Annotated in this window: 12 protein-coding genes; 8 read left to right on the forward strand and 4 right to left on the reverse strand. The window is 45.1% G+C overall.

The genetic code is table 11. The annotated features are described in order from the left end of the window. Nucleotides 1–199: 199 nt before the first annotated feature. From MKY87_RS21900 to MKY87_RS21910, 3 genes are all read left to right on the forward strand, one after another. Nucleotides 200–367 carry a hypothetical protein gene (locus tag MKY87_RS21900; RefSeq protein WP_167544395.1) on the forward strand — a complete coding sequence of 56 codons (168 nt, stop codon included), beginning with the start codon at nucleotides 200–202 and terminating at the stop codon, nucleotides 365–367. A gap of 207 nt (nucleotides 368–574) precedes the next feature. Then, entirely contained in the window at nucleotides 575–1,279 is a 705-nt protein-coding gene (locus tag MKY87_RS21905) for a hypothetical protein (protein WP_339785754.1), read from the forward strand. A 151-nt stretch (nucleotides 1,280–1,430) separates the two neighbouring features. Next, on the forward strand, nucleotides 1,431–2,402 hold the full coding sequence (locus tag MKY87_RS21910) for a helix-turn-helix transcriptional regulator (protein WP_340966178.1): 972 nt from the start codon (nucleotides 1,431–1,433) through the stop codon (nucleotides 2,400–2,402). A 57-nt stretch (nucleotides 2,403–2,459) separates the two neighbouring features. On the opposite strand, the gene MKY87_RS21915 is transcribed toward MKY87_RS21910, so the two are convergent. Further along, complete coding sequence (locus MKY87_RS21915) at nucleotides 2,460–3,131, reverse strand: 3'-5' exonuclease (RefSeq protein WP_339785750.1); 672 nt, start codon at nucleotides 3,129–3,131, stop codon at nucleotides 2,460–2,462. Nucleotides 3,132–3,462: 331 nt separating this feature from the next. Between MKY87_RS21915 and MKY87_RS21920 the strand changes: the two genes are divergently transcribed. Further along, the gene (locus MKY87_RS21920; RefSeq protein ID WP_340966180.1) at nucleotides 3,463–5,514 is read left to right on the forward strand and encodes an FAD-dependent oxidoreductase; all 2,052 of its coding nucleotides are present in this window, start codon (nucleotides 3,463–3,465) and stop codon (nucleotides 5,512–5,514) included. A gap of 369 nt (nucleotides 5,515–5,883) precedes the next feature. Beyond that, a complete protein-coding gene (locus tag MKY87_RS21925; protein ID WP_340967523.1) occupies nucleotides 5,884–7,668 on the forward strand; it encodes a proline--tRNA ligase in 1,785 nt (594 codons plus the stop codon). A 601-nt stretch (nucleotides 7,669–8,269) separates the two neighbouring features. On the opposite strand, the gene MKY87_RS21930 is transcribed toward MKY87_RS21925, so the two are convergent. The 3 genes from MKY87_RS21930 to MKY87_RS21940 all read right to left on the reverse strand — a co-directional run bounded on the left by MKY87_RS21930 (nucleotide 8,270) and on the right by MKY87_RS21940 (nucleotide 11,144). Further along, on the reverse strand, nucleotides 8,270–10,069 hold the full coding sequence (locus MKY87_RS21930; RefSeq protein ID WP_340966182.1) for a 5'-nucleotidase C-terminal domain-containing protein: 1,800 nt from the start codon (nucleotides 10,067–10,069) through the stop codon (nucleotides 8,270–8,272). 172 nt (nucleotides 10,070–10,241) lie between these two features. Beyond that, nucleotides 10,242–10,658, reverse strand: a complete 417-nt coding sequence (locus MKY87_RS21935) for an ImmA/IrrE family metallo-endopeptidase (RefSeq protein ID WP_101314157.1) — start codon at nucleotides 10,656–10,658, stop codon at nucleotides 10,242–10,244. Between the two features lie 42 nt (nucleotides 10,659–10,700). Then, the gene (locus tag MKY87_RS21940) at nucleotides 10,701–11,144 is read right to left on the reverse strand and encodes a helix-turn-helix domain-containing protein (RefSeq protein ID WP_340967524.1); all 444 of its coding nucleotides are present in this window, start codon (nucleotides 11,142–11,144) and stop codon (nucleotides 10,701–10,703) included. 692 nt (nucleotides 11,145–11,836) lie between these two features. On the opposite strand from MKY87_RS21940, the gene MKY87_RS21945 reads away from it, so the two are divergent. The 3 genes from MKY87_RS21945 to MKY87_RS21955 are packed head-to-tail and all read left to right on the forward strand — an operon-like array spanning nucleotide 11,837 to nucleotide 14,845. Further along, a complete protein-coding gene (locus tag MKY87_RS21945; RefSeq protein WP_017690187.1) occupies nucleotides 11,837–12,319 on the forward strand; it encodes an ArpU family phage packaging/lysis transcriptional regulator in 483 nt (160 codons plus the stop codon). A gap of 42 nt (nucleotides 12,320–12,361) precedes the next feature. Then, on the forward strand, nucleotides 12,362–14,092 hold the full coding sequence (locus MKY87_RS21950; protein WP_340966184.1) for a GAF domain-containing sensor histidine kinase: 1,731 nt from the start codon (nucleotides 12,362–12,364) through the stop codon (nucleotides 14,090–14,092). Nucleotides 14,093–14,110: 18 nt separating this feature from the next. Further along, nucleotides 14,111–14,845 (forward strand): response regulator transcription factor, encoded by a 735-nt coding sequence (locus tag MKY87_RS21955; RefSeq protein ID WP_340966187.1) that lies wholly within the window; start codon nucleotides 14,111–14,113, stop codon nucleotides 14,843–14,845. The last annotated feature ends 179 nt before the right edge of the window (nucleotides 14,846–15,024 follow it).

Below are 15,024 nucleotides of genomic sequence, written 5' to 3' on the forward strand. Positions count from 1 at the left end.
ATCTAAAATTATTTAGGAACAGGGCTGTTTAACTTACAAATCTGTGGGGTAATAGAATGATAGGCAAGCACACCGGACCGTTTTAACAGATCTTTTACTTCAGTTCCGGGTGCATGCTATTCACAAATGCGCAATTTAATGAACGATACCAATATATCCGATTGAATATAAGATCGTGAACATGAAGGAGTAGAAACATATGTACACAACAGATCAAAACACATCAACCAAAACGATCATGATCACTGTTAATGGAGAGCCAGTAGGGCGTAAGCTGGTCATTGACAGTGTCACCTATGCACCGGTAACCGAAGCAGATGGTGCACAATATTTACACAAAATGGGAATCGATCATCCTACTGTTTAATTTGGGACTTGTCATAGATAAGTGATTGATAAGCTTGGCCTAGTGCCAGGCTTTTTCGTCGTTTATTGTCGTATTGAGACGGATTTAGGGATATAAAACTAATATATTGGAAAAATTTAATGAGAACATGTGTTCCGTGACAATATAGTGTCCATTCACCCTGATAACTTAGAAGATAATACACATAAATCGGGGGAGAGACTACCAGTGAACTCAGTCTTTGAAGTATCTTATTCGTGGAATAAAGAGGCCATACCGACAGGGGGAGCCGACCCCGTATATATGATGGTAGAGTGGCGTAACGGTGCCCCTGCCAAAAGACTTAGGAAAATAGCACCCAAAATTGTATCAAGAGATTTGGAACTTTTGCTCAAACCGGAATATGGAGTACAGCTAAAAGGCATCTATGGATGTCGTTCCAAAGAAACGGATATTGGCTGGTTATTGAGACTTGGGGATATGTACAAGGGAGAGAGTAAACAAATTTTGCTTGAATTCGTCATGGGACCCCGTGTATCAGGAAAAGCTGCCGTATGTTCAGCCTACTGGAGCACAAGGAAGTTGAAGCAAAGTCAACGTGTATTGTTACGAAGAGAACAGTTGTATATTCAGTACACCAGTCATCTGGGCATGCTGCGACAACCGGAAGATCCCAAGGTGGAGAAGACGATCAAATTAAGTGAAACCGTGCCCCTGATCAAACAAGCCCTGCGCGCCTACGAAAGAGGCCGGGTTCAGGAGGGAAGTAATATGTTGCGTCGCCATGCTGATGCGTTGTTAATTGAAGCTGCGCGGAAGCAAGATCTGGACTATTACGCGGAAGCCGAGATCGTTGAAAAGTTGCGTTATCACTATGAGATAACGTTTACAACCGGATATCATAACCGTGAAAAAAAGATATTAGGCGAATAGGGATGATTTCAGATGGTAACGGTATAGAGAGAGTCTACATATTTGAAGGTGAAGTTTAGGAGAAGGTCGAATGTATGTATCAATATCATATTAAACTATGGATGGAGTTGTATCAAATTTATTGAAACAACATCGTGGAGGGTCCGGCAAAATGACAGACCGACTAATCCGATTAATGCGCATTATCACGCTAGTGCAAGCCAAGCCGGGCATTCTGGCACGTGAGCTTGCCCAGCGATGCGAGACAACGGAAAGGACGATATACCGCGACATGGAGGCCCTCAGTGCAATGCATATCCCGATCGCCAATATGGGACACGGACAAGGGTACATGTTTATCAGCCATTTTGCCATGTATCCGCTAAATTGGTCTGATGAAGAAGCCCAAGCATTCATGCATCTTGCTGAAGTTATGGAGAACATTCGTCCTTTGCTGAAACCTGCTTTTGAGAGCGCTTATGAGAAAGTGGTTGCTTCGAGTCAGAAAAACAAAACAGAACGAGTGGAATGGTCGGAGCAAATTAGTGGATTGTTCAAAGCGGGATTGCCCGCATGGCAAAATGAAAACAACGATTCGCAGAATCAATCCCTGATTACCCTGCTTCAGGCTGGCATTTCACAGAACATCATTGAAGGGGAGTATCTGTCTCAAGGTAAAAAAGGGATCGTACGTATAGACCCTTACTGTCTTATCCCTCGTGAATACAGATTTGAGCTGTTAGGGTATTGTCACCTGTCGGAGAAACTTCGAATATTTCAGGTGAGCCGGCTGCAAAAGATACGGATATTGCCACGCACGTTTCGCAAAGAGGATTATCTGATACAATCCCACTTCCGCATTCCTTGGGCATACGAGGGAAGTACGGAGTGGACTGCGTTCAAAATTCGATTTGCACCCCATGCTGTGGAGCGTGTGATGCAGGAGCAATTTTTTATGCGACCCATCCTAACCATTGAACCGGAAGGTAGCCTGTTATTTGAAGCCATATTAAGTGATGTTGACGAATTTCTCGTATGGATATCTAAATATGGACCTGATGCGGAAATTCTCGAACCTGAGATCTGCCGCATCAAGATGAAAGAACGTCTAAACTATTGGCAACAAATGTACAATAAAAGTTGAGATTAGAATGCCATCCATCCTAAGCCAAGACACGATTAAGTACTGTGCTGTGGACGGTTACTCTTTGGTTTTGAAAAGGCTTGCCAGATTGCCAAATGGAGATTCTTTTTCTTCATCTTCTGTGGAGCTGGAATAGACAACCTTGGAAGTAATGCCCTCATCATCGGCTGCACAGTTGTTTTCCAGAGTGAAACGGTCAAATTGATGCATAAACACCTTGGCTGTATTGATGGCATCATCCAAGGCACGGTGCTGGGTACCATCAAATTCAATTCCGCAGATTTCAAGAGCCTGAGCGAGTCCGAGTTGACGGAACTTGCCTTCTTTACGAACGGTGCGGGACCATTGTTGCTGGAGATCGTTATGATTGGTGATCCAGGCCACATCAAGTTGATGGGTGCGACAATGAGAGATCAGTTTGCTGCGGTCATCCGGTCCCCAGGAACACATGTAATAGGCGTCACTTCCCATCCAGGCAATGAATTGGTTCAATGCTGCCGGAAAAAGAGGGGCTGCATCAATATCTTTCTGCGTGATACCTGTAAACTGAATCGTGTCAGTGGACAGAACAGACTTATTGGAAGGACGAACATACGTATGGAACGTATCCGTTACGACCAATCCATCTGCACTTTCCGTAACTTTGACGGCACCGATATCAATAATTTCAGAAGAATAGCGAGTATTGCGGCTTACCGTGAATTCAAGATCATATATGATATATGGCATAGGACAAACTCCTTTATCGATTAATACCTGTGATAGATTTCTATTTCTCTATATTACAGGGAACGTGCTGCCATGTCAGCCATCGCTAGAGAATTCATTGTAGTCAGGATGAACGGACAGTCTGAGTGTTTAATGATCTTTCTGATACATTTCCGGTTTTGGTAAGTCTTTACTTCACAAAAAGTGGTCGTTATAATGAGGAAAGTTAGGGACTTTCCTATATTTTGTTTGTATCTATGGCAACATAAAAGTAGAACTTTCCGTCTTATTATCAAAACTTCCTAACACCGTTTGAAGTGTTGGGGAGTTTTTTATTATTTATGGCATACTCATGTTAGGAAAGGAGAAAAAGTTAGTCGGTTGTTGGTATAACATAGGAAAACTACTTCACGAGTTAGTATTATTGAATTTAAAGTACATATGGAGGTTTGTTTCTTTGATTAGTAGAAAATTGAAAATAACAGCAATTACAGCCAGTGTGTTTATTGTTTTAATGAGCGCTGCATATGGTGCATTCTATATTTGGAACAAGAATTATAAATTTAATAATAATTATGTATGGCAGCCTTTGGAGGACGTGCAATCTACACTAAACCTGAAAGATTCCTATAACGTTATTGTAGCTGGAACGGATCCGGAAGGTATTACCGCTGCCTTATCAGCTGCTCGTAATGGGATGCGTGTATTGCTGGTGGAAGCAAGAGATCGCAACATGTTGGGAGGATTGTTGACCGAGGGAGGCCTTAATACGCTGGATCTAAATTATTCCCCTGAACAACCGCAGTTATTGAGTAGTTTACGGCAGCCTGACTTTTTGAACAAGGGCATTTTCCAGGAATGGTTCGACCAGATCGAGGGTAGTTCATTTGATACCAATACAGCGGCTAACATTTTCTATCGGATGGTTCGTTCTGAACCTAATATTGACCTGTTGATGAATGCTAAGGAATTAGTTCCCCTTACTGAACAATCTACGGGAGATCACACGACAATAACGGGTATGAGCATAACTAAAGAAGATGGAACAACTGTTCAGATCTCAACCCGCTCCATCATTGATGCGACGCAAGATGCGGATATTGCAGCCGCTGCAGGAGTTCCATATTCCATAGGTAGACAAGATATTGGAGATGGTAAATCCAAAATGGTCTCTACGCTTGTATTCAAGCTAAGCGGTGTTACTGATGAAGTATGGCAAAAGTTTAGGGAAAGAGAGGGAACCGGGGTTGATAAGATGAGTGCTTGGGGGTACGGTGATGCTAGAAAATATGAATCCTCCAATCCACAACATATTAAGATTCGCAGTCTGAATATCGGAAGACAAAATGATGATACAATCTTGATTAATACAATGCAAATCTTTGGGGTAGATCCGTTAGATCCGATATCTGTGAAAAAAGGTCTGGAAATTGGTCGTAAAGAAGCTCCACTAATTGTTGATTTTCTGAAGAAAAATTATGATGAATTTGCAGGGCTAGAATATGCTGGAACAGCAGACGAGCTTTACGTGAGGGAGTCACGTCATATCTATGGCGAGTACCGATTAACATTAGCTGATGTCATGGAAAATCGTGATCATTGGGATGCTATCGGATACGGCTCATACGATATTGATATTCAGAGCACAAGTGTTGGAAATCCCGGCACGATTATGTTGAGTCCGATTCAATATGGTGTACCTTTTCGCTCGCTTGTACCGCTAAAGGTCGATGGTTTGCTCGTCGTTGGACGTGCAGCAAGTTTTGATACAATCCCACACGGTAGTGCAAGAGTTGTCCCACTGGGAATGGCAGAGGGAGAAGCAGCAGGAGCGGCGGTCAAGCTGGCATATATCCATAAGGAGTCCTTCCGCGAACTCTCAACTTCCGAAGAGCGAGCATCTGAACTGCGTAAGATGCTGGAGAATCAGGGTATGGATCTGAAAGTACATCGTTTCGAGCAGCCTGATTACATGGAGCATAAGGATTACAAAGGATTATTGGCTGCAGCGAGTATGTATATGACTTCAGGCAATTATGATAACGATGGTTGGGAACTGGATAAAGGAATGAATCCAGAACGATTTTTAAGTAAATTGAAAAGAATGCAAGCGATGTTTCCAGAAGCCTACTCAGGCAGTGCCGACCAAGCTCTAGCAAATATGGAGAATGCCGTAACCCTACCTTTAACGTTGGATCAGGCTGCGTATATGTTATGTCTGGCAATGGGATCTTCAGAAATGGAAACTTCACTTGAACAGGCACTTACTCATTTGCAAACACAAAACTTTATAAGTGCCGACACGCTTGCTGGCATTACTGACAAGAACAATCTTACCAATGGGGATGCGTTTATGCTCATTCGTGATGTAGTGGAGTATTATTCTGGAGTTGTATTCGACTAATTGGTTGACAATTACTTGTAAATGAACTAATGTGGTCAAAAATGATAACAGCGTTATAACGAGGACATGATTGTGCAAGCCAGCTTCAACAGAGAGGGAACAGTGTGGTGCAAGGTTCCTGTAGCTGCTTCATAAATTCCTACCTCGCGAGCTGCGGAAGAGAATGCCCATACAGGGTTGCAACCTCCGCCGGCAGGGCCCGTTATGCCCCGTAGGACTGCATGTTACAGATCGCATAGGTTGCGAACGGATTAATTTGCAGTTAAATAAGGGTGGTACCACGACACATTCGTCCCTTGACGGATGTGTCTTTTTGCTGTTTATGCGCCGTATTTTGATAACAAAAAGGAAGATTAGGAGTGTGTTATGATGCGTCAAAGTGAAATGCTTGTCCCAACATTACGTGAAGCGCCAGCGGAGGCAGATGCAGCAGGACATCGCTGGTTACTGCGTTCCGGCATGATTCGCCAACTGGCAGCAGGGATCTACAGTTACCTGCCCCTTGGACGACGTATATTGTTAAATGTTGAACGAATCGTTCGAGAAGAGATGGATCGTGCCGGGTGTCAGGAAGTGTTGCTGCCAATTATGCAGCCAGCCGAACTGTGGGAAGAGTCCGGAAGGTACACACAGTATGGTCCTGAATTAATGCGTCTGAAGGATCGTCATGCACGGGAATTTGCTCTTGGACCAACACATGAGGAAGTCGTAACCGCTTTAGCGCGGGACGAGGTGAGTTCGTATCGTAAGCTGCCATTCACCCTGTACCAGATCGGAACCAAGTTCCGGGATGAACGCCGTCCTCGATTTGGATTGCTGCGTGGACGTGAATTTATCATGAAAGATGCGTACTCTTTTGCTTCAGATTGGGAAGAACTTGATCGGACCTATCAGGCCATGAACACAGCTTATAGTCGCATTTTGGAGCGTTGTGGTCTGGACTATATCCGTGTTGAGGCGGACGCTGGAACGATTGGTGGTCAAGGGGAAACACATGAGTTCATGGCTCTTGCTGATGTGGGTGAGGACACAATTGTAACTTGCAAACATTGTGGATATGCTGCAAATCTGGAGAAAGCGGGTTATCAGACTTCTGGAGATATGGAGAAAAAAGAAGGAAACTTGGATGTTCCAGCCGATTCTGCAAGTGCAGACTCCGCGCTTCAAACGGATGAACATTCAGGAGCGGAAAACGTAGTACGCATCTCCACACCTGGCGTTCGTACGATCGCAGAGTTAACCACTTTTGTGGGCAAAGGTGCTGAACATATGATCAAAACGCTGCTTTATGTGGCGGATGGTCAGCTCGTCGCTGCGCTTGTGCGTGGAGATCATGAATTGAATGACATCGCATTGAAGCAGGTGTTGGGGGCAGAGGAACTGATCCTTGCAGACGATGCAGCCATTGCGGCACATCCAAATCTGAAGGTAGGATTCCTGGGTCCAATTGGACTAAATCTGCCGATGGTGGTGGACGCTGACGTGGCAGTGATGAAAAGTGCAATTACAGGAGCCAATGAAGTGGATGTGCACGTTTCCGGCGTACGCCCAGGCATTGATTTTGCATTGGAGCGAGTAGAACGAATCCGCTTTGCCGCTGAAGGGGATGCTTGTCCAACATGTGTATCACCACTTGTGTTTACCAAAGGTATTGAGGTTGGACACATATTCAAATTGGGAACAAAATATAGTGATGCCATGGGTGCTTCATTCCTGGATCGTAATGGTCGGCAGTGCGCGCCAGTCATGGGATGTTACGGCATTGGCGTATCCCGCCTGATGGCCGCAATAGCTGAGCAGTATGCAGGAGATGATGGCATAAGATGGCCTGCCGCTGTTGCGCCTTATGATGTGCATCTGATTACAGTAAGTTGGAAGGATGAGCAGCAGCGTCAGCTCACCCTCGAACTGGAACAACAATTAATCGATGGCGGTTTCACCGTATTGGTTGATGACCGGGATGAACGTCCGGGTGTGAAATTCAAGGATGCAGAGCTGATCGGATTGCCTGTGCAGATCGTTATTGGCCGAGGAGCAGCAGAAGGACAGGTCGAACTGGGATCACACGCACTTGCAGCATCAGGTGAATCGAAACGAATCGCTTTGACCGCACAGGAGGCTGTGCTTTATGTGAAGGAACAGCTCACTTCCTAAATTCAGGGGACTCGCTAATTATATGAGTTCATATAATAGTACCGAATATAATGCGGTAGCTGATTTTGATTGCTGAAATTCTAATGTGAGCATGAAAAAGAGGGCTATAGGCATGCAATTTGGTAGGGTTCTATGAGTGATATCATACGAAATAACTATATTTGGATAGTTGTATTTAGTATACAAATGATTTTATGATTAAGGATTTGAAGATGATCATACTCAGGCGAATCTATGTGCAAGTATGCAATTTTGAGAAGATAGAGATGTCGAAATTAAATGTACAATAACCGCATGAACACGGTCATTCCTGAGAGTTTTTATATAGTTCGGTGTCGAAGGCACATGATAAAGTTGGTCCGTAAAGGCCTGGCTGGGATTTATTTTTGCCTCAGATGATTGTCAGGATTAGCAGGATATGTCCACAGGAAATGTTCAAGTATCTGATGTGGATTGATGTTAAAGAACAGAGATACAAAAGGGTGTCCCCTCAACCAGTAATCTGGCTTGGGGGACACCCTTTTGGTTAAGACAAGATTAATCCATTATGATGTTGCGCCTTATAAGCGATCATGCCTATATGCACTTTGCTTTGCTGAGCTTAAGAAGCTGTAGGCAATTTCAATTGTTGACCTGGATAAATCCAGTGTGGATTTTTGATATTGTTCAGCTTTTGCAATGCCTGCCAAGTTGTGCCGTATTGTTTGGAGATAGAGTACAGGGAGTCTCCGGATTTCACAACATGCAGTTTGGCTGGAGCTGGTTTGCTTGGCGTTGGTTTAGACGGTTTTTCCGGTTTTGGTGTTTCTGGTTTTGGCTTGGTTGGAGCTGGTGTTTCTGTTGCCGGAGTTTCCGGCTCTACTGCAGGTTTTACCGCTTCACTGATCCGACCATCTGTTTTGATGTCTACAGCGCCAAGCTTCTGCATGTAATTGATCAATGCTTCGTCCAGCGCGCCATACATACCCGTAGTTGGGTATTTGGCGAACATGGTGTATTCGTCACCACCAACAGCTGTGAAATCATTGGTTGCCAGTGTATATGTTGCTTCCGGATCAAGGGCTTTATCGCCCACGGTTACGGAATGTACACGGCTACCTTCAGCAGCGGAAGTGTCGATCTTGAACTTGATACCAGATACTTGTGGGAATCCACCGCTTGGTTCCGGGTAGGAAGCTACACCGACTTCAAGGGCTGCCAGAATATCGGACCCTTTCACTTCAAGCGTTACAACTTGGTTACCAAAAGGAAGCACTGTGATGATATCACCTTTGGTTACGATCCCTTTTTCGATGGAAGCACGGATACCACCACCGTTAGTCAATGCAATATCGGCTTTGCTGACATCACGAATGGCATCTGCAAGCAGGTCACCCAGGTTAGTTTCACCTGCACGTACCTGTTCACGTTTACCATCCAGCAGAATAGCTGTATTGGCTACTTCTTCTTTCAAGATAGGTTCTTGTTCTTTTTGAATGGAGTTTACGAGAGTTGCAACCTTCTCATTTGGTTTGATGTCTTTTGCTTCCGTTTCATCAATTAATGTTGCTTGTTTCTTCGTTACTTTACCACCGTCTACCCACAGATCGATGACACCAACGTAGTTAGTGTATTCTCCTGCACTTGCAATCAATGTTCCATTATCGGATACAAGGCCATCTTGCAGTACAGTGTGGCTGTGACCATCGATGAATACGTCGATGCCAGGGACTTCTTTAACAACTTTAAAGCTAGTATCCGTGCTGGATGCATCTTGACCAAGGTGTCCCAATACAACAACAACATCTACTTTGCTGCGGATTTCGTTTACCAGAACTTTGGCTTCCGCAGATGGATCTGTAATATCAAGACCTTCTACGTTTTTTGGATTCGTTTTGTACAACGTTTCTGGTGTAGTCAAAGCGATGATACCAATCTTCACACCATCCACCTCTTTAATGAGGTAAGGATCGAAGAGACGTGTTCCGTCTTTTTTCTTCACGTTGGCACTCAGCATAGGGAAGTTCATCATGTCCGCCAGTTCGATCAGACGATCTGAACCATAGTTGAATTCGTGGTTACCGGGTACGATGGCTTGGTATCCCATTTCATTCATGACTTTCACGATGCTCTCACCATTCACGAGAGTGGCAAAAGTTGTACCATGTACAGCATCTCCAGCATCAAGCAAGAGTGTGTTCGGGTTTTCGCTACGATATTTGTCAGCGATTCCAGCTACTTTGGCAAAACCCATAGCAGGTGAAGATTCAACTGCACGGGCATGCGTATCATTCGTATGTAGAATGGTAATGTGTTTACCTGTGCCCGGAGTGGTATCCGTTGCAGCTGCGGCAATACCTACACTGCCAAACAGCAAACAGACCGTTAGCAGAAGTGAAACGTAATTCTTCCAGATTTTCATATGAATCCGAAACCTCCCAAAATAATAATCTACTTGAGCGTTTACACAGCTCACGTAGTATTTTAACAGACTATTATTAGGAAATCTCGCGAATTACGTAAAAATACGTAACCTGAAAGTGACATGTAAATCTGCTGTTGGAAAATATAATCTTCGGAAAGAACGTATGTTCTTAAATGGTGTAAAAAAAATGCTGCGCTTCACGCGGCAGTCCGGTACGTAAACAAAATTTCTCCAAAGATTCATCCGGTTCAGGCATCACTCCGGAGGTTAGCAACTGAATGGCAAAACGGTTAGCCTGTCTTTCCAGCTTGCCTGGAGCAAAATAGGAATGTTCCTCCAGAAAGAATCGATTAATTCCTTTATGAAGCCGGTCATGACCAAGCTCATGTGCGCACACGAACCTTTGCCATTCCGGCGGCAAATCATTGTGTATGACGATAAACCTGCGCCGGAGCTTGCGAAAGTAGAGTCCCTTGGTGGACTTCCCCAAATTGGTGAAACGAATCTGTATTCCAACCGCGCGGGCAATGCTGAAAGGGCAGTTGGTCCGGTGTTTTCGAATCAGCTTTGTTACGATGTCATCCATATGATCTCACCTGCTGCCTCATTAAATTCAGTGGGTCATGCCTCATGGGCGATTGTCCGATTCGTCTGTCTTTTTGCGTTTGTTCATCTGTTTGGCTTCCCAGAACAGACCTGTCAGTACATCCTTGATTCGTTTCTTGTCCTCTTCATCGAGTGGAATGCCGTCAAACATCAGATCATCATCGTCCTCCAGCATCTTTTTGAAATCACGACGGTCTTTGTATGTAGCCCATTCCGGTACGTCCTGAAGTTCAGCAGCACTCCCTGGTTCAATATAACCAGCCTGCTTCATCATCTCTGTATAAGGCACCGAGAGTGCATCTGAAATCTTGCGGATGGTCGCTGGTTTTGGCACACCCCGGACCCCATTTTCGATACGTGAAATCTGTGAGTTGCTTATTCCGGCTGCTTCGGCGAGCTGATTGATGCTGTATCCCTGTTGCTCGCGCACTTGTTTCATATAAGGACCAAAAGCGTGCTCCACAATTATGCCAACTCCTTCGATTCGTACAAGTGCTTGAATTATAAATTAAGAGAGCTCGTGCTGCACAGATCACTCCGATGACAGAACAACCTTCCGATCGCTGTTATCCCCGAATTTCCTGAATGTATATCCTCATAGGTGGAATTTCGGTGATAAAGGCGAACGCTTCGCTTCTTCAGGTTCTTTCTGTCCTCTCCGTTAACGTGCATATCTAATCCAAATCTTAACTTATAAAAATCAAATGACTTGTACGGAAGTTCATTAATTAAACAGTACTATAACGTATATATACCATTAGGTAAAGAGATATGAAACAATTATGCCAAAAGGCATAGGAAATGAGAGCGAAGGTTTTATTTTATCGTCAAAACGAACCAAAATGAAGGTTTACTCCGATCTCCAGAAAGTGGTATCCTCAAATAGAAATACGAACACTATACGAACAAAATGTAACAATGACACAGGTTGGATTTTAGAAGTGACTCTTTGAAGAAGGTAATTCCCCGGATTATACCGATTTGGAGTGATTCCAAAAGGCAACAGGGGAAAATTGAAAAAATGTCGTTACTTTTTTAGGAAACTGGACAACTCTATGAATAAGAGCGTTTTGCCATCGAGCAAAGAACGATTGCAAAACAACATGACGTGAACGATAGAGTGAGTGATATAAAGAACACTAAAGGAGGAAGATAAATATGGAATTGATGCTGCCCGAATTGGACCGACGCAAAACGCAAACAGCTGTTGAGGCTGCGCTGGAGAAATACCGAATCTATAAAACCATTGCATTTGAAGAACGAGAGGTTATGGTGACGGCAAGTTATGCCGAGCGTTTCCACGGTGCAACCAATGTGACGGGGGATTCCACGGCGAGAACGGCGATCTACAATGTGGACGTGCAGCGCGCACGTCAGGCATATTGCGATACGATTGATTTTGTTGTGTCCCGACTGAGTGAAAAGGAACGTGTACTCGTCTGTGAACGATATCTGAAAGACGATGATGTGTTTGACTATAAAGTGTATAACCATGTGTTTGATCCACCTGTCAGCAAGGATACGTACACGAAGATACGTACACGTGCTTTCTACAAAATGGCACTGGCTCTGTCAGATCGAGGTCTGATTAATATGGAGCCTTTATCTGTGTCCCGCAAAGAGCGACAGAAGCTGGGCTGAGTGAGTGATTGAAGAAGTTGATCCTTTAATATCCAAGGTGGATTGGGTACAATAGTTGAACAAACCACAGTTGGCACAGCCAAAGGAGAGAAGTCTGCCATGTCGGAAGAAGTCGGAATGCAGGAAATGGTCACGTTGAAGACAATCGCGGAAACGCTCAATACGTCCAATGATCTGAACTTAATGCTGGATACCGTTGTCGGCAAATTACTGGAGTTGACCGGATTAACGGCAGGTTGGATGTTTCTGATTAATGAACGTGGAGACTATACCTGTGTTTCGGATTACAATCTGCCCCCGGCATTGCTGCGTAAAGATAAGGAGCCCATGCGAACGGGTACCTGCTGGTGTGTGAACCGCTTCAAGGACGGTCGTCTGAATCATGCGGTCAACATCATTAACTGTAAACGGCTGGAGGATGCGGTGGAATTCCAATGGGGAGATACCCATGATATTACCCACCATGCAACCGTCCCGTTAAGGTCAGGTGAGAAGATGCTCGGCCTGCTCAACGTGGCTGCGCCAGGCAAGGAACATTTCAGTGACAGTGAACTGGCGCTGTTACAGAGTGTGGCGTACCAGATTGGTAGTGCGCTAGAGCGGATGAGATTGTATCGTGCGGAGCAGCGACGAGCTGATCTGTATGCCAAGCTGGGGGAGTTCAGCACGGCTTTGGGTCTTGCAGTGAACGAATGCAGCAATTCTGATGCTTTTTCTTTAAAAGTTGTACAGCTGCTTGGGCAGCATTATGATTGGCCTTTTGCTACAATTATTCAGCAGAAAAACGGAATGTTCGTCTTGCAGGCAGCCTATGCAGATGATAAGGTTCGAACGTTATCGAGTACTCCGTTATCTTCAGAAGTGGCAAACCACATGAACCGAGTAATCAATAGTCATCGTGTAACATCTCTGTCTGCAATAGAGATCGCTGAGATATTTACCCTGTGCGAGCCTGACCAGACTATGAATTCCATTGCCTCGGGAATTGCTGCCATCCTTCCGTACCACACGCCAGGGGAAACGGGAATTCTGGTAATCGGAATAGGAATAGGAACAGCATTTCCTGCGCAGGCAGACCGTGAAGTGCTGGAGGCATTGGCCGAGCATATTGCCGCCTCATGGGAGAGTCTGAAGCTGGCGGAGAATCGCCGCGAACTGGCACGACTGGAAGAGAGAAACCGGTTGGCTCGCGATCTGCATGATTCGGTTAATCAGATTTTATTTTCACTATCGTTAACTGCTAAGGGAGCAGAAAGTATGTTATCTGGCTCCGAACAGTTGCACCCGGCAGCGGAAGCGATGAAGGATATTCAGGCTTTGTCGCAGGAGGCTCTCAAGGAAATGCGCACATTGATTATGCAGCTCCGTCCCGCGGGACTGGAAGCAGGGCTGCTCCATGCGCTACAGGAATACGGCACCAGCCAGGGGCTTCAAGTGGTGATGAATCGGACGGGAACGCGGTCTTTACCGCGTAATATAGAAGAAGCATTGTGGCGAATCGGACAGGAAGCACTGAATAATGTACGGAAACACGCTGATGTTTCTTCTGCTGAGGTCACCCTCAAGTTAAGTGATCATGAAGTGGTGTTCACCGTCACAGATCAGGGAAAAGGTGGTGCGAACAGGCCAAAAGTGTCGTCTGGAAGCTCGCTTGGCCTGTCCATTATGAAGGAACGGGCCCAATCGCTCGGGGGCAGCTTAGAAATAGTGAGTTCTCCCCGCAAGGGAACAATAGTAACGGCAGTCATTCCACTTCCGTTCGAATCTGTATAAAGTCAGGGGGAAGAAGAGATGCCGATTACGATTTTGCTCGCAGATGATCATGCGATGGTGAGACGAGGGCTGCACGTTTTTTTGACCACACAGCAAGACATGGAAGTTGTTGGTGAAGCATCGAACGGGCAGGAAGCTCTGGCGCAGGCGGAATTGTTAAAACCTGACGTGGTATTAATGGATCTGCATATGCCGGTCATGGACGGAATCGAAACAGCCAGACGGCTGCGTGCATTAATGCCAGGAACGCGAATTATTGTGCTCACATCGTTTTCGGATCAGGATCATGTCGTTCCTGCTGTGCGCGCAGGGGTGAAAGGATATCTACTCAAGGATATTGAACCGGAGGATCTGGCTGTGGCCATTCGCAATGTGCATGCAGGTCAGGTAGAATTGCATCCCGCCGCAGCAGGTCAATTGATGCATGTGATGGCTTCATCCGATTGGTCTATAAATGAACAGCAACCACAGCATATACCGACAGATCAGTCAGCAGACAGTCAAATTCAAGAGCTGAAGCAGGTTGGAAAATCAAATGAAACATCCCTTGGTGGTCCGGATATGCTCACTCGCCGTGAACAAGAGGTATTGGGGCTGATTGCTCAAGGATTGAGCAACAAGGAAATTGCAGTTCAATTGGTCATCACCGAAAAAACGGTCAAAACCCATGTCAGTCATCTGCTGGACAAACTGGGTCTGGCGGATCGGACGCAAGCGGCTCTTCATGCCGTAAGAAATGGCTGGGTTGTCTGACCAATTCCGACATATGTTCATACTTAAGTCGTATAAACTCAACCTAAAGGTTGAGTTTTTTGGTATTTCAAGTTAAGTCTATCTGCTGACGATTTGGATGCAAAAGAAAGGTAAGATAAGGATAGCCAAAGACGGATCGGTTGAAGGAACGTTAGAGTTTGAAACATAAAAAAACCAAG

The organism is Paenibacillus sp. FSL R7-0198 (assembly GCF_038000415.1).
In the GTDB taxonomy this organism is placed as follows: domain Bacteria; phylum Bacillota; class Bacilli; order Paenibacillales; family Paenibacillaceae; genus Paenibacillus.

Bases quoted from the DNA above. Each gene is read 5' to 3' on its own strand.
- MKY87_RS21900 (WP_167544395.1), top strand. From the start codon at position 200: ATGTACACAACAGATCAAAACACATCAACCAAAACGATCATGATCACT.
- MKY87_RS21910 (WP_340966178.1), top strand. From the start codon at position 1,431: ATGACAGACCGACTAATCCGATTAATGCGCATTATCACGCTAGTGCAA.
- MKY87_RS21915 (WP_339785750.1), bottom strand. From the start codon at position 3,131: ATGCCATATATCATATATGATCTTGAATTCACGGTAAGCCGCAATACT.
- MKY87_RS21920 (WP_340966180.1), top strand. From the start codon at position 3,463: ATGTTAGGAAAGGAGAAAAAGTTAGTCGGTTGTTGGTATAACATAGGA.
- MKY87_RS21925 (WP_340967523.1), top strand. From the start codon at position 5,884: ATGCGTCAAAGTGAAATGCTTGTCCCAACATTACGTGAAGCGCCAGCG.
- MKY87_RS21930 (WP_340966182.1), bottom strand. From the start codon at position 10,069: ATGAAAATCTGGAAGAATTACGTTTCACTTCTGCTAACGGTCTGTTTG.
- MKY87_RS21935 (WP_101314157.1), bottom strand. From the start codon at position 10,658: ATGGATGACATCGTAACAAAGCTGATTCGAAAACACCGGACCAACTGC.
- MKY87_RS21945 (WP_017690187.1), top strand. From the start codon at position 11,837: ATGGAATTGATGCTGCCCGAATTGGACCGACGCAAAACGCAAACAGCT.
- MKY87_RS21955 (WP_340966187.1), top strand. From the start codon at position 14,111: ATGCCGATTACGATTTTGCTCGCAGATGATCATGCGATGGTGAGACGA.